We start from the raw sequence: 24,976 nt of genomic DNA, 5'->3' as shown, positions 1-24,976 counted from the left end.
CCGTCCATCCGGTCCCCCGGCGTTCAGCCGGATGGCCTTTGCAGAAGCCCTCTTTGTTCAGGGCTCCTTTGACTTGCCCGCCTCGCGGCCGGCAACAGATTCGAGTAGCGCCGGGATCTCGTTCGGGATCTCCCGCGCCAGGTAGCCGAGCACGCCCATGCGCTCGGCCAGGCGTTCGCCGGCGCGCGCATGCAGGGCCACGCCCCAGCAGGCGGCCTGTTCCAGCGTTGCGCCGCGCGCGGCCAGGCCGGCGATGATGCCGGCCAGCGTGTCGCCCGAGCCGGAAATGGCCAGGCCCACATTGCCGCCTTCGTGTTCCCACATTTCTCCCTGCGGCGAGGCGATCACGGTGCGCGCTCCCTTGAGTGCCACGACCGCGTTCCAGGCCGCGCTTGATGCCAGCGCCCGCGCATCGGGGCCGGAGACGATGTCGTCCTTTTCGATGCCGGTCAGGTGGGCCATCTCGCCGCAGTGCGGCGTGACGATCACCGGCTGCCGGAAGCGGAAGGCTTCGCCCGGCGCCCAGCCGGCCGGCGCATGCAGCAGCGTGCCCATGGCGCAGGCGTCGAGCACCACGGCCGTATCACTCCCTTGCATCCGTTCCAGCAGGCCGTGCACCAGTTCGGCGGCGGCTGCTTCGTCCTGCATGCCCGGTCCGATCAGGATGGCGTTGACGCGGTCGGCCAGCGGGTCGAGTCTGGCGATTGCCTCCGGCAGGAAGCCGCCGGCCTCGGTTTCGGCCAGGCCGATCACGCGCGCTTCCGGCATGGCCAGCGCGACCAGCTGGGCGACGCTGGCACCGGTGGCCACCGTCAGCTTGCCGGCCCCGGCGCGCAGCGCGGCGGTGGCGGCCAGGATCACGGCGCCCGGCATTTCGCGCGAGCCGCCAAGCACCAGCACATGGCCGCGCTCTTCCTTGTCCCCCTCGGCACCGGGCATCGGCAGCGGCCAGTCGCGCAGCAGCTGCGTGGTGACCTCGTGCACGGCGGGAGCGTCGTGAATGGCATTCATGGTGGGAGCCTCAGGCCTTCGGTGCGGTCGGCACGTCTTTGCCGACCGTGACCGGGGTGCCGGTGTTTTCGAGCGGGGCCACGAAATTCACGAGCCGCACGACCAGCCGGCCGTGCTTGCCCTGGATCGGATCGAAGGAATACGAGGTGACCGAGCAGTTCGGGACGTCGCCGGCCCGGTCGAAAGCGAGGATGCTCGCTTCGTCGAGGCGCTCGATCAGGTAGCGGAAGCAGTTGACGATCACCTGGTGGGCAACGATCACGACGCGCTCGTGGCACCAGTCGCGGCTGAGCGTGTCGAGCACGCTGCGCAGGCGCAGGATGACGTCGCACCAGCTTTCGCCGCCGGGCGGCCGGAAATAGAACTTGCCGACGTGCTGGCGCTGGGCGTATAGGTCGGGATATTTGTGGGCGATGCCGTGTGTGGTGAGGCGGTCGAGGATGCCGAATTCCTTTTCGCGCAGGCGCTCGTCGGCGTTAATCGCCAGCAGCGACTCGCGCTCGAGGCGGCGGATCAGGATCTTGGCGGTCTCGGCCGCACGCACATAGGGCGAATGCAGGACGACGTTCGGGCGTTCGTGCTGCGGCAGGCTTGCGAACCAGGAGGCGAGGGCCTCGGACTGGCGGATGCCCAGTTCGGACAGGGGGACGTCTACGTCGCGTTCGGCGATGTCGATTTCGTGCCCGGCAGCGGCTTCGGCGACGTCACGTGCAACGTTGCCCGCGCTTTGCCCATGCCTGATCAGCCAGATTTCCTGTGGCCACTTCTGTTCCATTACCTGCCCGCCGTTGATGTTGACATGTCATCATCATAGACAGATTCGGCAAGTGGGCCGCGCACGATTCCGTGCGCAAACTATTAACTTTTTTTGTCCCTCAGGCGGCTTGTTCTTCGCTATCCAGATTGGTTTCCACGTCGCTATTAAATACCGCGATATTGGTTTCGCCGAGTACCCGCGCGGTCAGGGTGCCGGCCGTGATGGAGCCGCTCACGTTGAGTGCGGTGCGCCCCATGTCGATCAGCGGCTCGATCGAAATGAGCAGGCCGGCCAGGGCCACCGGCAGGTCGAGCGCCGACAGCACGATCAGGGCCGCGAAGGTGGCGCCGCCGCCGACCCCGGCCACGCCGATGGAGCCGAACACGACGATGGCCAGCAGCGGCAGGATGAAGCTTGCGGTCCATGGGTCGATGCCGACCGTCGGCGCGATCATCACCGCCAGCATGGCCGGATAGATGCCGGCGCAGCCGTTCTGGCCGATGGTGGCGCCGAAGGAGGCGGCGAAGTTGGCGATGCCTTCCGGCGTGCCCAGGCGCGTGGTCTGGGTCGCCACGCTCATCGGAATCGAACCGGCGCTGGTACGCGAGGTGAAGGCGAAGGCCAGCACCGGGAAAATCTTCTTCAGGTAGCGTGCCGGATTCAGGCCCGACAGGGCAACCAGCAGCAGGTGCACGCAGAACATCAGGATCAGGGCGCTGTAGGAAGCGAGCACGAAACCGAGCAGGTTGAGGATGTCCTGCAGGCTGGAGCCGGCCACGACTTTCGTCATCAGCGCGAACACGCCGTAGGGCGTCAGGCGCAGCACCAGGGTGACCATGCGCATCACGATGGTGTGGGCGACGTGCACGAAGTGGCTGAAGGAAGCGAACTCGTTCGGCTTCTTCTGCGCGATGCCGGTCGCGGCGATACCGACGAACACGGAGAAGAACACGACCGCGATGGTCGAGGTCTTGCGCGCGCCCGTCATGTCGAGGAAGGGATTGTCCGGAATGAAGGACAGCAGCATCTTCGGCAGCGAGATGTCCTGGGCGGTCGACAGCGAGCCTTGCAGGTATTCGCCGCGCGCCACCTCCGCCGCCGAGGCCGTCAATCCCACGGCAGTCAGGCCGAACAGCTTCGCCATCAGGATGCCGATCATGGCGGCGACCGCCGTGGTGGCGATCAGGATGCCGATCGTCAGCGCGCTGATCTTGCCGAGCGAGGCCGCGTCGCGCAATTTGAGGATGGCGCCGATGATCGAGACCATGATCAGCGGAATCACGATCATCTGCAACAGCTTCACGTAGCCGCTGCCCAGCACGTCGAGCCAGGCGTTGGTGGCGTTGATGACGGGTGAGCCGGCGCCATACACCGCCTGCAGCGCTGCGCCCAGCAGCACGCCCAGGCCCAGGCCGGTGAACACACGCTTGGTGAACGAGGCGTGGCTCGTTTGCATGCGGTAGAGCAGGGCGCAGACCAGCAGGGCGACGACGAGGTTCAGGATCAGGGGCAAAGTCATGGACGGCCTTTATGCGCGGGGCGCGATAGAAATTTATTCACAGCATTTTATAGGCAAACGCACGACGCCGCAGGCGGACAGGCTTGCCGTTTTGTTCAGGGCGCATGCCGGCTTGTTATCGTTTCGTTGTCCTCAGACGACGAATACGGGGAATCACGTACGGAAAATGGATACTCTTTCCTGAGAGATTCGGAAGTTTCTATAATTCAATTACCAGGGCCGCGTGCCCTCCTACGACAACTTACTGCAAGCGAATCATGTTCAAGAACCTCACCATCAGGACCCGCCTGATCTTCGTGATCGGCTTCCTCGCGATCGAACTCATTGCCGGTTTTGCCGTCGGCATCCTGAACCTGGAAAAGTCGAACGACGCCATGAAGAGCATGTACGACGACCGCCTGGTCGCGCTGTCGCAGCTCGAAGACGTGGAGCGCTCGATCATGCTGAACCAGATCCTGGTCGCCAAGGCGATCTCGACCGGGGCGCCGGCGGCACCGATCCTGGAGCAGGTCGAGGCGAACACGGCCGCGGCGGACAAGTCCTGGCAAGCCTACGCCCTCACCAAAATGGACGACGACGAGAAGAAGCTGAGCGAACAATTTGCGGAATCGCGCGCGCGCTTCCTCGAGCAGGCCATGAAGCCGATCGTTGCCGCCCTGAAGGAAGGCGACGTCGACCGCGCCACCGCCCGCATGAATGGACCGATGCACAGCCTGGCCATCCCGATGGGCAAGCATCTGGCCGGCCTGGTCAAGATCCAGACCGACGTCGCCGCCGCGGATTTCAAGCGCTCGCAGGAAGTCGTGGAGCTGGTGCGCCTGGTCTGCTTCGCCGGCCTCGTGTTCGGCCTGGCGATGGCCGCCTGGCTGGGCTGGCTGCTGGTGCGCGCCATCGTGCGTCCGCTGGAAGAGGCAGTGAAGATTGCCGGCGCCGTGGCCCAGGGCGACCTGACCCAGCGCATCGAAGTGCGCGCTAATGACGAAACCGGCCGCCTGATGGCCGCCCTGCGCGACATGAACGGGTCGCTGGTCGACATCGTCACCCGGGTCCGCGCCGGCACCGACACGATTTCCACCGCATCGAGCGAGATCGCCGACGGCAACCTGGACCTGTCTTCGCGTACCGAGCAGCAGGCCGGTTCACTCGAAGAAACCGCGTCCTCGATGGAAGAGCTGACCTCGACGGTCAGGCAGAACGCCGACAATGCGCGCCAGGCGAACGCGCTGGCCGGCTCGGCATCGGCGATCGCCGGCAAGGGCGGTGAAGTCGTGGCGCAGGTGGTCGAGACCATGGGCGGCATCAACGCCTCGGCCGGCAAGATCGTCGACATCATCGCCGTCATCGACGGCATCGCCTTCCAGACGAATATCCTGGCGCTGAACGCCGCCGTCGAAGCCGCACGTGCCGGCGAACAGGGCCGCGGCTTCGCGGTCGTGGCGGGCGAAGTGCGCAACCTGGCCCAGCGCAGCGCGGCGGCGGCGAAAGAGATCAAGAGCCTGATCGACGATTCGGTCGGCAAGGTGCAGCATGGCTCGGCGCTGGTCGACCAGGCCGGCGCGACGATGAAGGAAATCGTCGCCAGCGTCAGCCGCGTCACCGACATCATGGCCGAGATCAGCGCCGCCAGCCAGGAACAGACGGCCGGCATCACCCAGGTCAACGAAGCGATCGTCCAGATGGACCAGACCACCCAGCAGAATGCGGCCCTGGTCGAGCAGGCCTCGGCGGCGGCGCAGTCGCTGCAGCACGAAGCGGCTGCGCTGGCGCGCACGGTGGGCGCGTTCCGGATCGGAGGCAGCATGACCGCGCCCGCAGCGGCACCGGCAGCGGCGCCGGCGCGTGCGGCGGCCCCGAAGGCGCCGGCCCGCGCCCAGCTCGCGAAACCGGCCGCGCCCACCGTTCGCGCGCAGCCGCGTCCGCTGCAAAAGGAAGCGGCCGCAACGACCGCGGCCGACGGCTGGGAAGAGTTCTAAGCAAGCAGGGCGTGCTCGCCGGAGCTCAGGCGAGCACCGCGCGGTTCGCTTCGATCAGCGCCGGCACCACGTCGGCCTCGACCGGGCGGCTGAACAGGAAGCCCTGGTAATCGTCGCAGGCGAGGCCGCGCAGGATCGCCAGCTGCTCCTCGGTCTCGACGCCTTCGGCCACCACTGCCAGTTTCAGGTTGCGCGCCAGGTTGACGATCGAGCGCACGATGGCGGCGCTGTCCTCGTCGCGGCCGAGGTCGCGGATGAAGGCGCGGTCGATCTTCAGGCGCTGCACCGGGAAGCGCTTCAAGGCCGCCAGGCTCGAGTAGCCGGTCCCGAAATCGTCGATCGACAGCTCGACGCCGAGCGCGCGGATCGCGTGCAGCAGGGCGTCCACTTCCACCTCGCGGCTCATCAGGGCCGTTTCCGTAATTTCAAACTCCAGGCAGCCGGCATCGACGCCGGTCTCCTCAATGCAGCGCTGCATCATCGGCACCAGGTCCTTCTGGTCGAACTGGCGCGGCGATAAATTCACCGCCACTCTCAGCCGCGCACCGCCCGCGTTCCAGCGCGCCAGCTGGCGGCAGGTCTCGTGCAGTACCCAGGCCCCGATCGGCACGATCAGTCCGGTGCGTTCGGCGAGCGGAATGAAGCGCACCGGCGACACCTCGCCCAGTTCCGCGTTCTGCCAGCGCAGCAGCGCCTCGAAGCCGACGATGCGCCCGGACGCCAGCGCCACCTTCGGCTGGTACACCATGCGCAATTCGCCGCGCTCGAGGGCGCGCCGCAGCTGGGCCTCGACGGTCAGGCGCTCGTCGAGGTCGATCTGTGCGCTCTCGGAGAAGAAATGGATGGCGTCGCCCTCGAGGTCGATGCGGTTGCGTGCGCTCTCGGCGCGCCGGAACAATTCGTCCGCCGTCTGCCCGTCTTCGGGGAAGACCGAGACGCCGAAGCGCGGGCCGAGGAAAAACTCGCGGCCGTTGACGGTAAGCGCGCTCGAGAGCCGGCGGTGCAGCGCTTGCGCGAATTCCTCCAGTTCGCCGCGTCCGTGGTGAGCATGCACGACCACGGCGAACTCGTTGCCCTTGATGCGCGCCACGCCGGCCGCGCGCGGCAGCTGGGACTGGAACAGGGCGCCGACCTCGCGCAGGGCGGCCTCGCCCGCTTCGTGGCCGAGCAGGTCGCTGATCTCGTGCAGGCGCGCCAGCGATACCACCAGGGTGCCGAGCAGGGTGCCCTTGGCGGCGGCATCGGCCAGTTCGCCCCCGAGCAGGTGGCGGAAATGGTTCTGGTTCGGCAGCCCGGTCAGTGCGTCGAAGTTCGCCAGGTAGGCCAGGTGGGCCTCGGCCCGTTCGCGTTCGGTGATGTCGGTCAGCAAGTTGACGAGCTGCACCTGTCCGGACGCGTCCAGCAGCTGCGCGGTCTGCTGGATCACGCTGCGCGCGTCGCCGCTGCCGTCCCTGACCGTGGCGAGCGCCTCGTCGGTACGACCGCTACCCATCACCAGCGCGTAGCGCCGCTCGCGCTCGGCCGCGCCGCCCGGGTCGAGCACCTGCCCTTCGAGATGCCCGGCCATCTCCGCCGGCGCGCGCCCGACGAAGCGGGTGAAGGCATCGTTCCACATCACCAGCCGGCGCGCGCTGTCGAGCACCCAGATCGGCGTGCGCACGGCATTCAAGATCGCCGCCAGGTAACCGGCGCTGCGGCCGGCGCGCGCCTCGCTCGCCTCCAGCCGGGCGATCAGCGCATGCTGTTGCCGCGTATCGCGCGCCACGCGCCAGGCCAGGAACACGAGGGTCAGGCAGATCAGCGCCACCAGCGACACGGCCGTCCACAGCCGGCCGTACCAGGACGCCAGCGCGACCGACTTGTTCATGCCGGTGATGATCACGAGCGGATGATTCCTGACGGCGTCGTAACCGTAGATGCGGTGCAGGCCGTCGACCGGGCTCGCCGCCTCGAACGCGCCGCGCGGGCTGGCCGGCAGCTGCTGCTGGAACAGGGGGGTATCGATGAACGAGCGCCCGATGTTGGACGGCAGGGTCGGACCGCGCACCAGCATCGTCCCATCCCGGTGCAACAGGGTCACCGAGCCGCCTTTGCCCAGTTCCACCAGGCTGTAGATGTCCTCGAAGCGCTCCGAATCGACCTGCGCCAGCACCGAACCGGCGGGCCGCCCGGCCGCGTCGCGGAGCGGCCCGGCGACGTTGATCACGCCGCGGCCGGTCGCTTTGTCGACCGAGGTGATGGCGACGTGCATCGCATCGTCGCGCAGGACCGCGGCGACAGGAGCGGCCGGCGCGGGTGCGCGCACAGCGGCACCGGCCGGCGTGGCGCTTGCCAGCGGCCGTCCGTTCAGGTCGAAGACGTACAGTCCCAGCAGGTATTCGCGCGCGACGCCCTGGCCGTCGAAATAGTCGAGCCGCACCGGCGCCTGGCCCGATGCCGACGCATAGCTGCGCTGGACCTGGCGAATGGTCTCGTCGACGGCCTGGGCGACGACTTCGGTCTGCGCGGCAAACGCGATCGCCAGGTTGCGCAGCGTGGTTTTCTGCTGGCGCATCGTGTCCTCGTAGCTGACCTTGAGCATGGCCGCGGTGCCGAGGACCAGGGTCAGGATCAGCAACACCACGAGGGCGCTGAGGCTGGCCGGCGGATACGGACCGGGCTTCGGAGGCGGCGCTGCGGAGGGCGCGGAAGGGTGGCGATCGGTCATCTCGGACGCATCGTTTGGCCTCGTAGGCGTGGGAACCGGGTCATGTGGCTTCGTCAGTGCGTTGGAAAGCGAGGGCACGGCGGAGCCGCGCACGTATCCGGATTATGCAATAAGGCGCGTAAGGGCGGCACGCGAAAACAGAACAGTTCCGCTCAAGAACTGCGCCCGCAGCCGCATGGCCCTCCATGAGGACGCCTGAGCGCCCGCCGTGGCTGCCGGCGGATGCCCGCCGCAGGGCTAGCGTCCGGCGGTGCGAAGCATACCGAGCCGTTGCCCGGCGGGGAAACGTTCGTGCCGGATCCGGATGCGCTCGACCGAACCCGCCGGCAGGTATTCCACCGTCAGGGACCCGTCGCGCGAGGCGAGCAGGTTCGGCGCAACCGGATGCAGTGCCTTGCGCCCGGCATTGTCAAGGTCGATATACAGTGTCCCATCGAGAACCGACAGGCGCACGCTGCGTCCCGTCTCGAGCCGGTACTCGCCGGCGATATCGTGTTTCAGGTCTTCGGCCTCTCCTTGGTCGATCGGTGCGGCGGCGACAGCGGCAGCCTGGGTGCAGGCGAAGACGAGGCAGAGCAGGGTACGCATGGCAGTCTCCTTCGGTGAAGGTGGAGCGCTACGGGTGCATGCGGTTTGACCCAGGTGGAAGCGGAAAGCTCCCGTCCAAAATGATGCGCTGCGCAATCCTGGTGCGGCGTCGGCGCAAGCGCGCGGTGCGCCGGCCCGGTGGCCGCATGCCGCTCTCCTGTATGAAGCGCAGTGGCACGAACATTGCATATTGACCACGAGCGCAATGAAGCGCACGTGTGTCCTGCCAATGGCGGCAGGTCCACAGGACAACGACGTCTACCGAAACATGAATCCGTTCGTGTTGGGGTGGACGTTTTTTTTTGCCGTGACTACATGTGGGATTTGCGATGGAAAATCAGAAGCTTCAAGAGAAGAACACCGTGCCAGCGGGCGCCGACGAGGTGAATACCACGCGCAGGAACCTCATGCATGGCGCAGGCCTGCTGGTGGGAGGAAGCCTGTTGGGTCTGGCAAGCGGCGGCGTGTGGGCAGCGGGCTCGGACAAGCCGGAAAAAGAGGAAATCAGGATCGGCTTCATCCCGCTGACCGACTGCGCGTCGGTCGTGATGGCCTCGGTCCTGGGCCTCGATAAAAAATACGGCGTCAAGTTCGTGCTCAGCAAGGAAGCCTCCTGGGCCGGCGTGCGCGACAAGCTGTCCAACGGCGACCTGGATGCCGCCCACGTGCTGTACGGCCTGCTCTACGGCGTCCAGATGGGGATCGGCGGCCAGGCGAAGGCCATGGCGGTGCTGATGGGCCTGAACAACAACGGCCAGGCCATCACGCTGTCGAAGGCGCTGGCCGACAAGGGCGCGACCGACGGCGCCTCGCTGGCGAAGCTGATGCGGACGGACAAACGCGACTACACCTTCGCCCAGACCTTCCCGACCGGCACCCATGCGATGTGGCTGTACTACTGGCTGGCGGCCAACGGCATCGATCCGATGAAGGACGCCAAGGTCATTACGGTGCCGCCGCCGCAGATGGTCGCCAATATGCGGGTCGGGAACATGGATGGCTTCTGCGTGGGCGAGCCCTGGGGGCACCGCGCCATCATGGACGGCATCGGCATCACGGCCGCCACCACCCAGGACATCTGGCGCGACCATCCCGAGAAAGTGCTGGGCTGCACGCTGGACTTCGCCAGAAAAAATCCGAATACCTGCCGCGCCATGATGGCCGCCATCCTCGAAGCCGGCAAATGGATCGACGCTTCGCTGGCCAACAAGAACAAGATGGCCGAGGTCATCGCCGCCAAGTCCTATGTCAACACCAGCAAGGACGCGATCGACCAGCGCATCATGGGCCGCTACCAGAACGGCCTGGGCCGGACCTGGGACGACCAGAACCACATGAAGTTCTACAACGAGGGCGCCGTCAACTTCCCCTGGCTGTCGGACGGCATGTGGTTCATGACCCAGCACCGCCGCTGGGGCCTGCTGAAGGACGATCCGGACTACCTGGCCGTGGCCACGGCGGTCAACCAGGTCGAGCTGTACAAGGAAGCCGCCACCATGACGCGCACGCCGGTGCCGAAAAGTCCCTTGCGCAGCTCGAAACTGATGGACGGCTCCGTCTGGGACGGCAGGAACCCGAAAGCCTACGCCGCCTCGTTCAAGATCAAGGTCTGACCATGATCCCGCCAGAGACGGAAACACCATGAGCGCCATGCTGAAATCCGAAGCGCAGGAACTGCCGCCTGCGGTCACCGCAGCCGATATCCTCGCCATGAACGCAGGGCAGCCGGCCCGGCCCCTTCCAGCGTCCACTGCGGCGCCGCGGCCGGCGTCCCCGGCAGCGCGCCGCCCGCTGCCGGGCCGGTCGTTCTCCGCGGCGGTGAAACTGGTCCTGCCGCCGCTGGCCGGCATCGCCCTGGTGGTGCTGGCCTGGCAAATCATTGCCGCCCGCAACAGCGCCTTCCCGTCGCCGCTGGCGACCTTCAGGGAAGCGCTGGTGCTGTTCGCCGATCCGTTCTACCGCAATACCCCGAATGACCAGGGTATCGGCTGGAACGTGCTGGCCTCGCTGAAACGGGTGGCGCTCGGTTTCGGCCTGGCCGCATTGATCGGCATTCCGCTGGGCTTCGTCATCGGCCGGGTGCGTTTTGCGGCCAGCATGTTCGGTCCCATCATCAGCCTGCTCAAGCCGGTGTCGCCGCTGGCCTGGCTGCCGATCGGCCTGCTGGTCTTCAAGTCGGCCGACCCGGCGGCGATCTGGTCGATCTTCATCTGCTCGATCTGGCCGATGGTGATCAATACCGCGGTCGGCGTCCAGCGCGTGCCGCAGGACTACATGAACGTCGCGCGCGTGCTGAACCTGTCCGAATGGAAGGTCGTGACGAAGATCGTGCTGCCGTCCGCATTGCCCTACATATTGACCGGCGTGCGCCTGGCGATCGGCACCGCCTGGCTGGTGATCGTCGCCGCGGAAATGCTGACCGGCGGCGTGGGCATCGGCTTCTGGGTCTGGGACGAGTGGAACAACCTGAACGTCGCGCACATCATCATTGCCATCGTCATCATCGGGGTGGTCGGCCTGCTGCTGGAACAGGCGCTGATGGCGCTGGCCCGTGCGCTCACCCACGAACAAACAGCCAACTGAAAGAGGCCGACCATGGACCATCCAAAATTCATCGACATCACCAACGTGGAAATGGCGTTCGCCACGAAGAAGGGCGTGTTCCAGGCACTGCGCGGCATCGACCTGACGGTGCGCAAGGGCGAGTTCATCACCCTGATCGGCCATTCCGGCTGCGGCAAGTCGACCCTGCTCAACCTGATCGCCGGCCTGCTGAAGCCGACGGCGGGCGTGCTGCTGTGCGCGAATCGCGAAATCGCCGGACCCTCGCCGGAGCGGGCGGTGGTGTTCCAGAACCACTCGCTGCTGCCCTGGCTGACCTGCTACGAGAACATCCACCTCGGCGTCGAGCGCGTCTTCGGCCGTACCGAAACGCGGGCCCGGCTGCGCGAGCGTACCCTGGACGCGCTGGCGCTGGTCGGCCTGACGAGCGCCGAAGGCAAGCGGCCGCATGAGATCTCGGGCGGGATGAAGCAGCGCGTCGGCATTGCCCGCGCGCTGGCGATGCAGCCGAAGGTGCTCCTGATGGACGAACCCTTCGGCGCCCTCGATGCGCTGACGCGCGCCCACCTGCAGGACGAGCTGCTCAAGATCGTCGCCGCGACGAAGTCCACCGTGGTCATGGTCACGCACGACGTCGACGAAGCGGTGCTGCTGTCGGACCGGATCGTCATGCTGACCAACGGGCCGGCCGCCACCATCGGCGAGATCGAGGAGGTAGGGCTGGAACGTCCGCGCGACCGCGTCGCGCTGGCGCAGGATCCACGCTATACGGCGCACCGCAGCGCCGTGCTGGAGTTCCTGTACCGGAAGCAGGCGCACCCGGCGGCGCAGGCGGCATGAGGGGCTGAAAACGAAAATGAAAACGCCAACCCGGTGGTTGGCGTTTTTGCTTCGAGGCGGCGCGGGCGCAGCTTACAGGGAAGTCAGCAGCAGTTGGGGTGCGTCCGCCGGGCGCAGCGCGAGCAGGGGCTCGGCATTGCCCGGCTGCGCCAGGCGGACGGTAACGCGGCCGTTGCGCGAAGCCAGCGTGTCCTGTCCGGCAACGAATAGCTCGAATCGCTCGTTTTTGTTCAGCTCGGCATACAGCCGGTCGTCCCCCTGGACGATATGCACCCGCTTGCCGTTGGCAAGGCTGTACACGCCTTCCAGTTGGCTCATCTGTTCCAGGGTGGGCCGGAGCGGCGCCTGTGCCGGCGCGGGGGAAGCTGCATTGGCGACGCCAGAGGCGAGCAGGGCAGCGGCGAGCAGAAATCGGATCGAGTGGGGCATGCGGGTCTCCAGTGAGTGGTGGGGGAGGTGGTGCCGATGACTTCGCAGATCTGCTTGTCTCGGCGCCCTGGTTCCCAGTGTAGAGAAATTCCATGGGGCAATATTGTGCATGAGCAATTAACCGATGATGGGAAACGAGATCGACACGCCAACCCGCGGTTGGCGTTTTTCTTGTTTTTAGGAAATTGAAACCGAACTGAAAGGCTGGGGCCCCAATAATCGAAGTCAGCACTTACATAACAAAAGCCTCATCAACAAGATCGGAGACATCGATGCGCTGGTTCCAGCACCTCAAGATTGCCAGCAAGCTGCTGGTCGCGTTTACCCTCGTCATTGGCATGACTTGCCTGTTGGGCGTATTTTCAATCGTTCAATTGGTAAAAGTCGGCAATTCATCCAGCGATATTGCCAAAAACTGGATGCCGGCCATCCGCCACATCGGCGAGGTGCAGACCTCGCTGGCGCGCTTCAGGATTTCGGAAGCAACGCACATCCTGCAGGACGACGAGGCCGACATGAAGACGGTCGACAAGTCGCTCGCGACCCGGCGCGACACCATGGGCAGGCAACAGGAAGCGCTGGCTGCGCTCGTGTCCGACCCCGAGGAAAAGCGCATCTATGCAGAGTTACAGGAAAACCTGGCTGCCTACATGGCGGAAAGCGCCAGGTTGACCGCGCTCTCGCACGCCGGCAGCAAGGACGAAGCGCGGGCGTTGTTCAAGGGCGCGTCGAACAAGGTCTATCGCAAGATCAACGAGGGATTCGAAGCGCTCGCCAAATACAACGACGAGGGCAGCGGTGCATCCGAACAGGTGGCCGGGCAGGTGTTCGACATGTCGCGCAAGCTGATCATCGGTGCATTGCTGCTGCTGGTCGGCGTCGGCGTGGCGCTGGCCGTGTGGATGGCGCGCATGGTGGCCAGGCCGCTGAGGGAAGCGGTCAGCGTGGCGAAGCGGGTTGCGGGCGGCGACCTGACGGCGCAGATCGAGGTGGACAGCCGCGATGAAACCGGCATGGTCATGAGCTCGCTGCGCGACATGAACCGGAGCCTGGCGCTGGTGGTAGGCCAGGTACGCGGCTCGACCGATGCGATCGCCACGGCATCGGCGCAAATCGCCAGCGGCAACATGGACCTGTCGGCCCGCACCGAAGGCCAGGCCAGCTCGCTCGAGGAAACCGCGTCGGCCATGGAAGAGCTGACGGCCACCGTGCGCCAGAATGCCGACAATGCGCGCCTGGCCAACCAGCTGGCGCAGTCGGCATCGAACGTGGCCGCCGACGGCGGCAAGGTCGTGGGCGAGGTCATCACGACCATGGGCGCCATCAGCGCCGCTTCGCGCAGGATCGTCGACATCATCGGCGTCATCGACGGCATCGCCTTCCAGACCAATATCCTGGCGCTGAACGCGGCGGTCGAGGCTGCGCGCGCGGGTGAACAGGGACGCGGATTCGCGGTCGTCGCATCGGAAGTACGCAGCCTGGCGCAGCGCAGCGCGCTGGCGGCCAAGGAGATCAAGGGCCTGATCGACGATTCGGTGCAGCAGATGGATTCAGGCACGGTGCTGGTGCAGCGGGCCGGCACGACCATGGAGCAGGTCGTGGCCAGCGTGCGGCGTGTGCGCGACGTGGTGGGCGAGATCTCGGCGTCCAGTGTCGAGCAGCATTCCGGTATCGAAGAAATCAACAAGGCCATCGTCCAGATCGACGAGACCACGCAGCGCAACGCCGCCCTGGTCGAGGAAGCTGCCGCTGCCGCCGCCTCCTTGCAGGAACAGGCCGCGCAGCTGACGGCGGTGGTGTCGCGCTTCCAGCTGGCCGGCATGCCTCGGCAGTCGCTGCCAGCGCTCGCCTGACGGACCTCTGAAAAGCAAAAAGCCCATGAACGCAAATTCGTGGGCTTTCTGTGTATTCGTGGCAGGCCGTGCGGGATGCGAACCTGCGACCAACGGAGTAAACTTGCCAGTAACGCTCACGATGATACGGTTTTTGTTCCAACTTTTTGCTCGCATGCGCGCCGGTTGAACCGCCGGGCCCAGCGAACTGTCAAACATCGTCCACGCAAACCGGCGGCCGGGCGACACGGCGGCGATCTAGGGCCGCTGGCAGGTGCATGAAGTGAATCTTTCCGTCGGGAACATCATTCTGGAAGGACCTCACATGGCCAGGTATCTGATTGAAGCGAGCTATCTCAGCGAGGGAATCAACGGGCTGCTGAAGGAAGGCGGCACGCGGCGGCGCGAGGCTGTCGATCAATTATTCCACTCGCTGGGCGGGAAGGTCGAAGCCTTTTATTTCGTCTTCGGCGACAGGGATGTCGTTATCATCGGCGAGCTTCCCGACAACGCCACTGCCGCGGCGCTGGCGCTCAGGGTCGATGCCTCCGGCGTCACCACGTGCAAGACGACGGTGCTGCTGACGCCCCAGGAAATCGATGCAGCCGTCACCAAGACCGTGACCTATCGTCCACCGGGCCAAAACATGGCCGCTGAGGTCGCCAACTGGGAAGGCGAGGGTGGGCATCTTGCGTCAGGTGCGCAAGGTGGAAATGAATGAACGGGAAGACTGCAGAAACAAAAACGCCAACCCGAAGGTTGGCGTTTTGTTGAAACTTGGTAGGCCGTGCGGGATTCGAACCTGCGACCAACGGATTAAAAGTCCGCTGCTCTACCAGCTGAGCTAACGACCCGAAAGAAGCAAGATTATAGGGCGTCGTCGCCGTGCTGTCAAACGTGCAGCGTCCAGATGTTGCCGAAGAACCTTATTTCAGGGTGGCCAGGCGGTCCTTGGCGGACTGCGCGGCTTGCGAATCGGGGAACTTCGAGACCAGGGTCTGCAAGGTCTTCTTCGCCTTGACTTTGTCCTTGAGCTCGGCGTAGCTGGTGGCGATATTGAGCATCGCGTCCGGTGCCTTGGCGCTGCTGGCGTAGGTCGTGGTCACGACTTCCTGGGCGGCGATCGCGTTCTTGTAGTCGCGCTGGGCGTAATACGCGTTGCCGAGCCAGTACTGGGCGTTGGCGGCGTAGGCCGAGTCCGGGAAGCGCTTGACGAAGTCCTGCAGGGCGCCCGCGGCGCGCTTGTAGTCGCCGGTTTTGAAGACTTCCATCGCGCTGTCGTAGGCCTGCTTTTCCGAAGGCAGCACCTGCGCCGTCTGGCCGTCGATGGTTTCCGCGCGCGGTTCGAGCTTCTTGATGCGGGCGTCGAGGTCGGAGTAGAGCGTGCGCTGGTTGTTCTGGGCCTTGCTCACTTCATTGGCCAGCACCTCGATCTGCCCGCGCAGCTTGGCGACTTCGGCCAGCATCTGCTCGTTCTGGTTCAGCAGGTCGAGCGTGGCGTTCTTGTCCGCCTTGGCGTCGAGGCGGGTGGTGAGATCGCGCGTGATGGCGTCGACTTTCGCGCGCAGGTCGAGGATCGCGCGGCGCGCTTCATCGTCGTCCAGGATGCCGGCGGAGGCCTGCAGCGGCAGCCAGGCGGCCAGCATCAGGCAGGCGAGGCGGGATGGGGACAACAATTTAGGCATGTCGTGGCTCTTTCTTTACAAATGATGCAATGAAAAACGGGGCGGTAGCAGTCTGCACTGCACCCGCCCCGCTGTCAATTCACTGACGCTTAAGGATTACTGATAGACGATGTCGGCGCGACGGTTTTCAGCCCAGGCGGCTTCGCCCGAACCGGTTGCCTTCGGCTTTTCTTCGCCCAGCGAGACGGCTTCCATCTGGCTCTCGGCCACGCCCTGGCTTGCCATCGCACGGCGCACGGCTTCGGCGCGCTTCTGGCCCAGGGCCAGGTTGTATTCGCTGCCGCCGCGATCGTCGGTGTTACCTTGGATCAGGATCTTGCGGCCCTTGTTCTGGTTCAGGTATTGCGAGTGGTTGGCAACCACTGGCTTGCCGTCTTCACGCACGACGTAGCTGTCGAAGTCGAAGTAGACGCTGCGGTTTGCCAGGACGCCTTTTGGATCGTTCAGCGGATCGACGGTCGCGGTTTCGACTGGACGCACGTCGCGCGGGTCGGTGGTCGGCGCTGCGGTCGGGGCACGCTCGACAACGGTCGGCTCGGCGACTGGCGTTGGCGATTTGCAGGCTGCGAGCAGGGCAGCGGTGGCGATGATGAAGGACACACTCTTAACGTTGCGCATGGTTTTTCTCCTGGTTTTGGGTTGGTGATGGGGGTGCTAACTTGGTTCTTTTACTTCATGAAGGGACCCCAGCTGGGCTCCCTGATGTTTCCCGCTTTGGTGGACAAGCGCTGCTTGACCCGACCATCCGTCGATACGACCGCCAGCGCGACACGCCCGCCAGACTTGTTCGCATACATGATGTATTTGCCGTTCGGCGAAAAACTCGGTTCGGAGGCCCCATCGGCCAGGCGCAGTTCCTGGCCGCTCGCCAGGTCCTTTGCGTAAAGGGAATAGCCGCCGTCGCGCTGGGAAATCCAGGCCAGGGTCTTGCCGTCCGGAGACACGCGCGGGCTGATGTTGTAATTACCGTTGAAGGTGACGCGGGTGGCGTTGCCGCCCGCGACGCTCATCTTGTAGATCTGCGGGCCGCCGCTGCGGTCGCTCGTGAAATAGATGCTCTGGCCGTCGGCCGAGAAATGCGGTTCGGTGTCGATGCCGCTGCTGTTCGACAGGCGGCGCAGGCCAGAACCGTCGGCGTTGACGATGTACACCTGGTAGTTGCCCGACTTCGACAGGGCGATCGCCAGCTTGCTGCCGTCCGGCGACCAGGTCGGCGCCGAATTGCTGCCCTTTTCGTTGGCGATCACGCGGCGCTTGCCGGTGACCAGGTCCTGCATGTAGATGACCGGCTTGCGGTCCTCGAAGGACACGTAGGCGACCTTGCCGCCGTCGGGCGACCAGGACGGCGAGATGATCGGTTCGCGGCCATGGGCGGCGATGATTTCGTTCTCGCCGTCGGCGTCGGCCACGGCCAGCACGAAGTCGCGGCCGGCACGGTTTTCCTTCACGTAGGCGATGCGGGTCGAGAAGATGCCGCGCGTGCCGGTCAGCTTTTCGTAGACGTCGTCGGCGATGCGGTGCGCCTGCAGGCGGGTGAAGCGCGGCTGCACTTCGTTGCCCAGCTGCGAGAGCTGGCCGCCCTTGACCGTGTCGTAGAGTTTATAGCGCACGGCGAAGCGGCCGTCGGGCTGCTTCTGGACGCTGCCGACCACCAGTGCATCGGCGCCGCGCGCCTTCCAGCTGCTGGCGTCGATGCTGGCGCTGTCGCTGATGGCCTGGCCGGCGTTGATGACCTTGAAGACGCCGCTGCGCTCGAGGTCGGCACGGACGATGGCCGAGATCTGTTCCGGCGCCATCGATTCATCGGCAAAGGCGGCGACCGCCACCGGGATCTGGTTGCTGCCGACGCCGGCGATTTCCACTTGCAGCTGTGCATTGGCTGCCGACCCGATCAGGAGGGTGGCGGAAAATAACAAATAATGAAGTTTTTTCATGCGTTCTTTTCTCGGCAAAGATTGTTCAGATGCGATCAGTCCAGGTCTTTCATGGAGAAATTGACCACGATTGTGCGTTCCACCGTACCATCTTTCTTTTTAGGAAGTGGTGACGATTTGTTAATGCCGCGCTCCACCGCATCGTCGAACTGCGGCACGCCGCTGCTCTTGCTCAGACGCACCGACAAGATTTCGCCGGTCGGCAGCAGCTCGACCTTGAACACGGCTTTCGGATTGCCGGGCACATCGGTACTGCCGGCAAAGGTCGTATTGCTCTTGATGAGGGCCGTCAGCTTGCCGATGTAGCCGGCGTCGATCTTCGGCGCGCTCGATTTCTGCGCCTCGCCGCCACTGCCGGCGGCGCCGGTAATGCGCTTGAGTTCGGCATCGCGCAGCTTGTCGAGCTTGGCCTGCTCGGCGGCCTCGGCTTTCGCCTTGGCGGCTTTCTCGGCGGCGACTTTTTTCTTCTTCTCCGCGTCCGCTTTTTCGGCGGCCAGTTTCTCGGCTTCGGCTTTCTTCGCGAGCTCTTTCTTTTCCAGCTCTTTCTTCTCGAGTTCCTTCTTCTCGAGTTCCTTTTTCTCGGCGAGCTTCTTCTTGTCCGCCAACTTCTTGTCGGCCAACTCTTTTGCCTTCAGCTCTTCGCGTTCCTTCTGTTCGGCCAGCTCGCGTTCGCGTTCCTTCTTTTCCAGCTGTTCGCGTTCGCGCTGCTTCTTCTGCTCGGCCAGCTTCTTCTCGCGTTCGAGATTGATGTCCGGTGCGGCCGGCTTCACGGGCTCGGGTTCCACGACCTTCGGCGGAGGAGGAGGAGGGGTGACGGGCGCCGGCTCGGGCTGCGGCTCGGGTTCGACGGCTTCCGGTGGCGGCGGAGGCGGCAATGCGGGCGCGGCGGCCGACTGCACCTTCATGTCCCAGACCTCGGCCTCGACCGCGGGCGGTTCGGTGTTCTGCCAGCTGATGCCGATCCACAGGAAGGCCAGCAGCAGGGCGTGCGCCGCCACCGCCAGCACGATGGCTGGCACGCGGTTCGGTTCTGGCGGTACCGTGTACGGACTGCCGTGGGTGGCTGGCTTCATTGCAGACATTGCTTGTTTTTATTACCTACTTCGTTGCGAGACCGACGCGGTTAATCCCGAGCTTCTTCGATTCCGAAATCAGTTCGATCACGTCGGCGTATTTGCTGTCGCGGTCGCCGGAAATCATCACTGGGTAATCCGGATTGCTCTCGTGCAGTTCGCGCAGGCGGGCGACGAGGGCGGCGCGGTCCGGCAGCGATTCGGCGGCGACCGTTTCCTTGCCGCTGACGCCGATCGACAGCGTGGCGTCGGGTTTCACCGTGATGTGGATATAGGTGTCCGGCGGCAGCGCCGATTTCTCGGCGTTCGGCAGGTTGACCACGTTCGGGGTCTGGTTGGCCGGCACCGCCATGAAGATGATGAGCAGCACCAGCATCACGTCGATATACGGCACGACGTTGATTTCGGATTTCAGTTTGCTGCGGCGTCCGCCGCGCATGCTGCTGGAAAAGGCCATGGTCGACTCCCCGGATCAGCGCGACTGGCGCTGCAGGATGTTCGAGAATTCCTCGACGAAGCTCTCGAAGCGGGTCGCGAGGCGGTCGATGTCGTGCGTGAAGCGGTTGTAGGCGACGACGGCCGGGATCGCGGCGAACAGGCCGATTGCGGTGGCGATCAGCGCCTCGGCGATGCCGGGCGCGACCACGGCGAGCGTCGCCTGCTGGACGCTGGCCAGGCCGCGGAAGGCATTCATGATGCCCCACACGGTGCCGAGCAGGCCGATGTACGGGGACACGGAACCGACCGAGGCCAGGAAGTTCAGGTGCAGGTCGAGACCGTCGAGTTCACGCTGGAAGGCGGCGCGCATGGCGCGGCGCGAGCCGTCGAGCACGGCGCCCATGTCGAGGGCGTCGCGCGAGGCTTGTTTGCCCTTGATGAATTCGCCCATGCCGGCTTCGAAGATGCGGGCCAGCGGGCCGCTCTGGTCGCGTTGTGCGGAAGCGGACTGGTGCAGGGTATGCAGGTTGCCGCCGGCCCAGAAGCTGCGCTCGAACTGCTCGGTCTGGCGGCGGGCGGCGCGGATGGCAAACAGTTTGCGGAAGATGTACGACCAGCTGACCACGGACAGCACCAGCAGGAGCAGCATGATGAGCTGCACGATCGCGTGCGCATTGCTGATGAGGGCAAGGAAGGAAAGGTCGTGGGTTGGTGTCATCTGATATGCAATATTGTTGAATGGGTCAAGCGGCACGCATTTTATCAGCCACGTCGCCAGGTAGCGAGCGCGGCCGTACGGTGGCGAGGTCGACGCAGCCGACCTTGACCTGCGCTTCGACCAGCAAGGAGTCGCCTTTCCAGGCCTGCTGGACGAACTGGACCGAGGCGCGGCCGAGCTTTTCAATGGTGAGCGTCAGGGTCAATTCGTCGTCGAGGCGGGCAGGCGCGTGGTAATCGATGCTGGCATGCTTGACGACGAAGCCGACGCCGTCACGCTCGATGAGGGCTTGCTGGTCGACGCCGGCGGCGCGCAGCCATTCGGTGCGCGCACGTTCGAAAAATTTCAGGTAATTCGCGTAGAACACGATACCGCCCGCGTCCGTATCTTCGTAATAAACCCGTACCGTCCAGGTGAAAAGCGCCGGCATCTTCTCTGCCATAAGTGATAAAAAGAAACATTTTACGCTATCGCCACAAATGTGCGCTAGCAGACACACCGCCGGGGACAGCGCGGCGGTGTGTTCGATCGGAAATCCGTGGAGCGCGGCGTAGTAGACGAGAGACAACGCTGTCAGGACAATAACTGTAACACTTTCTCACAATTATCGTATCCGGAGCGCACATGCGGATAAGGGTGTGTGGGTGGGGCTGCACTGGCGCAGGGCGGCGGCGCAGCACCTAACCGCGGGAAATTGATCGGCAAAACAGTGTTTGCATAAGGCGACACTCTCGCGAGTTCATTCGCGCTCTGCCTGAGAACGACGATGGCGGTGGCGTCCGGAATTGACGTCGGGCCGCGCGCAGCGCCACTATGTACAGGTAGTCTCGACTGGCGGAGGCACCATGAAAGTTCGACAAATGCTGCCGGGCAGTGTGGACGAAAGTGTCTGGTATGTCATGGTTGCCATGCTCGGCGCCCTGTTCCTCGGAGGCCTGTTCCTCGTTTTCTCGATCGAAGTCGTCGTGCCGGCCACCGTTGCCGGGACGCCGGCGGGCCCAGGTGTGGCGGCGCCCGCGACGAAGTCCGCGGCGGAATCAAAGCCGGCCCCGGCGGCAACGCCGGCCGGCGGAACGGCCGGCACTGCGGGAAGGGTGCCGGATCCGAAGGCAATGGCGGCGCAGGCCGAATCGGTCCGTGCACGGCTTGTTACAGAGGGAAAAACCAGGAACGCGGCGCGCTGGGCCGGATTGCTGTGGGCCTTTGCCTGTTGCGCCGTCGGCGCCTTCCTGGGCTTCATTTTCGGCATTCCGCGTTCCCTCTCGTCCGACACGGCGCGCACGACGGTTGCGGCCTCAACCCGTTGGAACGAGAGTCCAGCGGCCAGAGGGACAGTCGCTCTTGCTGCGAGAGAAAAGGAGGAGGCGGCGCGGGAAGTGGACGGAATCGGAAAACAGGTGACCGACGCCGAGGCCGCCCTGGCGCGCCTGCGCACCGCGGCCGGAGCCGGAGCGGACGGAGACCCGCAGGTCCTGGCCTCGAGCAAGGCGCTTGCCGGACTTCGCGAAAACAAACGCAATGCCGAGGCTGTTTTGCTGGAGAAGACGAACGCACTGAAAAACGCCGAGGCAATTGCCGGGAAAGACCAGAGAGCGCTGCCATCCGTCAACCCGGCAGGCGGCGCGCGTCCGGAACCCGTGCACACCCGGGCGCCTTCAACCGCGGTCAACACGAACCTGGAGCAAATTTCCGACTGGTTGACCAAGATTATCGTCGGCGTATCCCTGGTTAACAGCGACCGGGTTGGCCAGGCGATGCTCGGCGTCGGCAACGAGATGGCCGCTTCCTTCGGTGGTCCCGGCAGCCGTTCGCTTGCCCTGGCGACCCTGACCTATTTTGGCGTGATCGGATTGCTGGGCGGGTATTTGTTGACACGCTTGTTCCTGCAGCGCGCATTCGAAGCCCTCGGCTCCAGGAACCTGGTCGAGCAGCATCCCGGCTGACCGGGTTGCGGCCATCCGGTGCGACGAATCAGGCGCGCTTGATGTTGAACGGCGAGAAGCCCTGGCAGGTCGGCATCATCTCGATGCTGTTGACGTTGATATGCGGCGGCAGGGTCGCGATCCAGTACGCCGTCTCGGCAATGTCCTTGGCGGTCAGCGGCGTCGTGCCTTCATACACTTTCGCCGCGGCCTCGTCATTGCCCTTGAAGCGCACGTTCGAGAATTCGGTCCCGCCGCACAGGCCCGGCGCCAGGTTGGTCGCGCGCACGCCGGTGCCGACCAGGTCGGCGCGCAGGTTCAGCGTAAACTGTTCGACAAAGGCTTTCGTGGCGCCGTACACATTGCCGCCAGGGTAGGGGTAGTGGCCGGCCACCGAGCCCAGGTTGATCACCAGGCCGCTGCCGCGCTCGACCATGGCCGGCAGCAGGGCGCGCGTCATCGTCACCAGGCCCTGGCAATTGGTGGCGATCATGGTTTCCCAGTCGTCCAGCGGGGCCTCGTGCGCTGGCGCCGTGCCCAGCGCGAGGCCGGCATTGTTGATCAGGACGTCGATCTGGCGCCAGGATTGCGGCAGCATGGCCAGCGCTTCGTCGATCGATTTCTTGCTGGTCACGTCCATCTCGACCGGCAGCGCCGATTCGCCCAGCTCGGCCGCGAGCGCATCGAGGCGTTCCATGCGGCGCGCCGCCATCACGACCTGGTGGCCGTTGCGAACGAAGGTGCGCGCCATTTCGGCGCCGAATCCGGCGGAAGCGCCGGTGATGAAAACGATCATGGTAAGTGTCCTCTGGTGGCTGGTGCTTCGAGATTGTAGCTGAAAAGACCATCTTTCCAGATCGGTCGAGGTAGTTGCCAGCCTGGCAGGGCTTTTCTTGCCCTCAGCGGGCACTTCACATACAATCCCCAGTCCATTTATGTCTCACGTAACTGGCGAAAACCGCAGCGATGCGGGAAAGGTGGGCACCCACCGGGGAACGTGAGATTTCATCCGCCGTTCGCCTGGGCAGCCGACAATGGTTCGCGTGCATTGCAGCGCGGCTGGCTGCAGCTGTTTGTTTCCTGGGCCGCGCGCCGATCCGACACAGCCGTTGTCCGGTTCTCTTATCGATTGGAGTTTTGTTCATGTTTGCAAAAGATTACACGCTGGCCAAGGTTGACCCGGAACTGTGGGCTGCCATCCAGAAGGAAAACACCCGTCAGCAGGATCACATCGAGCTGATCGCGTCCGAGAACTACACCTCGCCGGCCGTCATGGAAGCGCAGGGTTCCCAGCTCACGAACAAGTATGCCGAAGGCTATCCGGGCAAGCGCTACTACGGCGGCTGCGAATACGTCGACGTCGCCGAGCAGCTGGCGATCGACCGTGTCAAGCAACTGTTCGGCGCGGAAGCCGCCAACGTCCAGCCGAACTCGGGCTCGCAGGCCAACCAGGGCGTGTTCTTCGCCATGCTGAAGCCGGGCGATACCATCATGGGCATGTCGCTGGCCGAAGGCGGCCACCTGACCCACGGCATGGCGCTGAACATGTCCGGTAAATGGTTCAACGTTATTTCCTACGGTCTGACCGAGCAGGAAGACATCGACTACGAGCAAATGGAACGCCTGGCGCGCGAGCACAAGCCGAAGCTGATCATCGCCGGCGCTTCGGCGTTTGCGCTGCGCATCGACTTCGAGCGCTTCGCGAAGATCGCCAAGGAAGTCGGCGCGTATTTCATGGTCGACATGGCCCACTACGCCGGCCTGATCGCCGCCGGCGAATACCCGAATCCGGTCCCATACGCCGACTTCGTCACCTCGACCACGCATAAATCGCTGCGCGGTCCGCGCGGCGGCATCATCCTGATGAAGGCCGAGTTCGAAAAGCAGATCAATTCCGCGATCTTCCCCGGCATCCAGGGCGGCCCGCTGATGCACGTGATCGCCGGCAAGGCCGTCGCCTTCCAGGAAGCGCTGCAGCCGGAATTCAAGGCTTACCAGCAGCAAGTCGTGAAGAACGCCAAGGCCCTGGCCGACGCGCTGATCGCACGCGGCCTGCGCATCGTCTCGGGCCGTACCGAGTCGCACGTGATGCTGGTCGACCTGCGTTCGAAAGGCCTCACCGGCAAGGAAGCGGAAGCCATCCTCGGCCAGGCCCACATGACCTGCAACAAGAACGGCATCCCGAACGACCCGCAGAAGCCGTTCGTGACCTCGGGCATCCGCCTCGGCAGCCCGGCCTTCACGACGCGCGGCTTCAAGGAAGAAGACGCGACGAAAGTCGGCCACCTGATCGCCGACGTGCTGGACAATCCGCACGACGCCGCGACCATCGAGCGCGTCAAGGCGGAAGTGAAAGTGCTGACCGACAAGTACCCGGTGTACGCCAAGTAAGCAGAATCACCATGCAGTTGCAAACGTAGTAGAGTTCAGGAACGGCAATCCGTTTGACGGGTGCCGTTCCTTTGCATTACCCAAGCATCACCCAAGCATCATCCAAGTACCACCGGCGCCCATGAAATGTCCGTTCTGCCAGCATGAAGACACCCAGGTCCTCGATACGCGCGTATCCGAGGAGGGCGACGCCATCCGCCGCCGGCGCCGCTGCGTGCAATGCGACAAGCGCTTCACCACCTACGAACGCATCGAACTGTCGATGCCGATCATCGTCAAGAAAAACGGCAGCCGCACCGAATTCGCCAGCAGCAAGCTGCGCGGCAGCCTGATGCTGGCGCTGCGCAAGCGCCCGGTCCCGGCCGCGGCCATCGACGCCGCCGTCGCCTCGATCGAGGAAAAGCTGCTCACCAGCGGCCGGCGCGAAGTCGATACCGGCTATGTCGGCGAACTCGTGATGCAGGAGCTCAAGCGCCTCGACGAAATCGCCTACATCCGCTTCGCCTCCGTCTATAAAGACTTCAAGGACCTGGCAGAGTTCCAGCAGGCCCTGGCTGAAGTCGGGCACTCCCGCAAATAAATCAAACACCGTTGGAC

Annotated in this window: 23 protein-coding genes, 1 tRNA gene and 1 riboswitch; of the genes, 9 read left to right on the top strand and 15 right to left on the bottom strand. The window is 64.6% G+C overall.

Annotated elements, in window-relative coordinates; all coding sequences use genetic code 11:
* Positions 1–57: 57 nt before the first annotated feature.
* The 3 genes from LPB04_RS21765 to LPB04_RS21755 all read right to left on the bottom strand — a co-directional run bounded on the left by LPB04_RS21765 (position 58) and on the right by LPB04_RS21755 (position 3,287).
* Positions 58–1,011: an NAD(P)H-hydrate dehydratase gene (locus LPB04_RS21765; protein WP_193686520.1), complete on the bottom strand. Its 954-nt coding sequence runs from the start codon at positions 1,009–1,011 to the stop codon at positions 58–60.
* A gap of 10 nt (positions 1,012–1,021) precedes the next feature.
* Complete coding sequence (locus LPB04_RS21760) at positions 1,022–1,786, bottom strand: histidine phosphatase family protein (RefSeq protein WP_193686519.1); 765 nt, start codon at positions 1,784–1,786, stop codon at positions 1,022–1,024.
* A 100-nt stretch (positions 1,787–1,886) separates the two neighbouring features.
* The gene (locus LPB04_RS21755) at positions 1,887–3,287 is read right to left on the bottom strand and encodes an L-cystine transporter (protein ID WP_193686518.1); all 1,401 of its coding nucleotides are present in this window, start codon (positions 3,285–3,287) and stop codon (positions 1,887–1,889) included.
* A 257-nt stretch (positions 3,288–3,544) separates the two neighbouring features.
* On the opposite strand from LPB04_RS21755, the gene LPB04_RS21750 reads away from it, so the two are divergent.
* Positions 3,545–5,260: a methyl-accepting chemotaxis protein gene (locus LPB04_RS21750; protein WP_193686517.1), complete on the top strand. Its 1,716-nt coding sequence runs from the start codon at positions 3,545–3,547 to the stop codon at positions 5,258–5,260.
* A 25-nt stretch (positions 5,261–5,285) separates the two neighbouring features.
* Here LPB04_RS21750 and LPB04_RS21745 read toward each other — a convergent pair whose 3' ends face one another.
* Both LPB04_RS21745 and LPB04_RS21740 read right to left on the bottom strand, forming a co-directional pair.
* A complete protein-coding gene (locus LPB04_RS21745; protein ID WP_193686516.1) occupies positions 5,286–7,967 on the bottom strand; it encodes a bifunctional diguanylate cyclase/phosphodiesterase in 2,682 nt (893 codons plus the stop codon).
* Positions 7,968–8,204: 237 nt separating this feature from the next.
* Entirely contained in the window at positions 8,205–8,555 is a 351-nt protein-coding gene (locus tag LPB04_RS21740) for a hypothetical protein (RefSeq protein ID WP_193686515.1), read from the bottom strand.
* A 407-nt stretch (positions 8,556–8,962) separates the two neighbouring features.
* Between LPB04_RS21740 and LPB04_RS21735 the strand changes: the two genes are divergently transcribed.
* The 3 genes from LPB04_RS21735 to LPB04_RS21725 are packed head-to-tail and all read left to right on the top strand — an operon-like array spanning position 8,963 to position 11,957.
* Positions 8,963–10,168, top strand: a complete 1,206-nt coding sequence (locus tag LPB04_RS21735; RefSeq protein ID WP_193689143.1) for a CmpA/NrtA family ABC transporter substrate-binding protein — start codon at positions 8,963–8,965, stop codon at positions 10,166–10,168.
* Positions 10,169–10,196: 28 nt separating this feature from the next.
* Positions 10,197–11,138, top strand: coding sequence for a nitrate ABC transporter permease (gene ntrB, locus LPB04_RS21730; RefSeq protein ID WP_227496531.1), 942 nt, complete (start codon positions 10,197–10,199; stop codon positions 11,136–11,138).
* 12 nt (positions 11,139–11,150) lie between these two features.
* Positions 11,151–11,957, top strand: a complete 807-nt coding sequence (locus LPB04_RS21725; protein ID WP_193686514.1) for an ABC transporter ATP-binding protein — start codon at positions 11,151–11,153, stop codon at positions 11,955–11,957.
* A gap of 72 nt (positions 11,958–12,029) precedes the next feature.
* Here the strand turns inward: LPB04_RS21725 and LPB04_RS21720 are convergent, their stop codons facing one another.
* A complete protein-coding gene (locus LPB04_RS21720) occupies positions 12,030–12,386 on the bottom strand; it encodes a hypothetical protein (protein WP_193686513.1) in 357 nt (118 codons plus the stop codon).
* A 272-nt stretch (positions 12,387–12,658) separates the two neighbouring features.
* On the opposite strand from LPB04_RS21720, the gene LPB04_RS21715 reads away from it, so the two are divergent.
* Positions 12,659–14,239: a methyl-accepting chemotaxis protein gene (locus LPB04_RS21715; RefSeq protein WP_193686512.1), complete on the top strand. Its 1,581-nt coding sequence runs from the start codon at positions 12,659–12,661 to the stop codon at positions 14,237–14,239.
* Between the two features lie 262 nt (positions 14,240–14,501).
* Positions 14,502–14,939: a GYD domain-containing protein gene (locus tag LPB04_RS21710; RefSeq protein WP_227496530.1), complete on the top strand. Its 438-nt coding sequence runs from the start codon at positions 14,502–14,504 to the stop codon at positions 14,937–14,939.
* A gap of 57 nt (positions 14,940–14,996) precedes the next feature.
* On the opposite strand, the gene LPB04_RS21705 is transcribed toward LPB04_RS21710, so the two are convergent.
* The 8 genes from LPB04_RS21705 to ybgC all read right to left on the bottom strand — a co-directional run bounded on the left by LPB04_RS21705 (position 14,997) and on the right by ybgC (position 20,496).
* Positions 14,997–15,072 (bottom strand) — tRNA-Lys (locus tag LPB04_RS21705).
* Between the two features lie 72 nt (positions 15,073–15,144).
* Positions 15,145–15,903, bottom strand: coding sequence for a tol-pal system protein YbgF (gene ybgF, locus LPB04_RS21700; RefSeq protein ID WP_193686511.1), 759 nt, complete (start codon positions 15,901–15,903; stop codon positions 15,145–15,147).
* A 96-nt stretch (positions 15,904–15,999) separates the two neighbouring features.
* Positions 16,000–16,521 carry a peptidoglycan-associated lipoprotein Pal gene (pal, locus tag LPB04_RS21695; protein WP_193686510.1) on the bottom strand — a complete coding sequence of 174 codons (522 nt, stop codon included), beginning with the start codon at positions 16,519–16,521 and terminating at the stop codon, positions 16,000–16,002.
* A 50-nt stretch (positions 16,522–16,571) separates the two neighbouring features.
* Positions 16,572–17,837, bottom strand: a complete 1,266-nt coding sequence (gene tolB / locus LPB04_RS21690) for a Tol-Pal system beta propeller repeat protein TolB (protein WP_193686509.1) — start codon at positions 17,835–17,837, stop codon at positions 16,572–16,574.
* 35 nt (positions 17,838–17,872) lie between these two features.
* Positions 17,873–18,910 (bottom strand): cell envelope integrity protein TolA, encoded by a 1,038-nt coding sequence (gene tolA, locus LPB04_RS21685; RefSeq protein WP_193686508.1) that lies wholly within the window; start codon positions 18,908–18,910, stop codon positions 17,873–17,875.
* A 25-nt stretch (positions 18,911–18,935) separates the two neighbouring features.
* Positions 18,936–19,367 (bottom strand): biopolymer transporter ExbD, encoded by a 432-nt coding sequence (locus tag LPB04_RS21680; RefSeq protein ID WP_193686507.1) that lies wholly within the window; start codon positions 19,365–19,367, stop codon positions 18,936–18,938.
* A gap of 15 nt (positions 19,368–19,382) precedes the next feature.
* Positions 19,383–20,066 carry a protein TolQ gene (tolQ, locus tag LPB04_RS21675; protein ID WP_193686506.1) on the bottom strand — a complete coding sequence of 228 codons (684 nt, stop codon included), beginning with the start codon at positions 20,064–20,066 and terminating at the stop codon, positions 19,383–19,385.
* A 25-nt stretch (positions 20,067–20,091) separates the two neighbouring features.
* Entirely contained in the window at positions 20,092–20,496 is a 405-nt protein-coding gene (gene ybgC, locus LPB04_RS21670) for a tol-pal system-associated acyl-CoA thioesterase (protein WP_193686505.1), read from the bottom strand.
* A 415-nt stretch (positions 20,497–20,911) separates the two neighbouring features.
* Between ybgC and LPB04_RS21665 the strand changes: the two genes are divergently transcribed.
* Positions 20,912–22,009 carry a hypothetical protein gene (locus tag LPB04_RS21665; protein WP_193686504.1) on the top strand — a complete coding sequence of 366 codons (1,098 nt, stop codon included), beginning with the start codon at positions 20,912–20,914 and terminating at the stop codon, positions 22,007–22,009.
* Between the two features lie 28 nt (positions 22,010–22,037).
* Here the strand turns inward: LPB04_RS21665 and LPB04_RS21660 are convergent, their stop codons facing one another.
* On the bottom strand, positions 22,038–22,784 hold the full coding sequence (locus LPB04_RS21660; protein ID WP_193686503.1) for an SDR family oxidoreductase: 747 nt from the start codon (positions 22,782–22,784) through the stop codon (positions 22,038–22,040).
* Between the two features lie 138 nt (positions 22,785–22,922).
* A riboswitch (ZMP/ZTP riboswitch) is annotated at positions 22,923–23,021 on the top strand.
* Positions 23,022–23,131: 110 nt separating this feature from the next.
* On the opposite strand from LPB04_RS21660, the gene glyA reads away from it, so the two are divergent.
* Both glyA and nrdR read left to right on the top strand, forming a co-directional pair.
* Positions 23,132–24,379, top strand: coding sequence for a serine hydroxymethyltransferase (gene glyA, locus LPB04_RS21655; protein WP_193686502.1), 1,248 nt, complete (start codon positions 23,132–23,134; stop codon positions 24,377–24,379).
* Between the two features lie 121 nt (positions 24,380–24,500).
* Positions 24,501–24,959: a transcriptional regulator NrdR gene (nrdR, locus tag LPB04_RS21650; RefSeq protein ID WP_193686501.1), complete on the top strand. Its 459-nt coding sequence runs from the start codon at positions 24,501–24,503 to the stop codon at positions 24,957–24,959.
* Positions 24,960–24,976: the final 17 nt, after the last annotated feature.

It is taken from the genome of Massilia litorea (assembly GCF_015101885.1).
GTDB classification, from domain to species: Bacteria; Pseudomonadota; Gammaproteobacteria; order Burkholderiales; family Burkholderiaceae_D; genus Telluria; species Telluria litorea.
The sequence above is the reverse complement of the archived record's forward strand: the minus strand, read 5'-3'. Positions and strand labels throughout refer to the sequence as shown.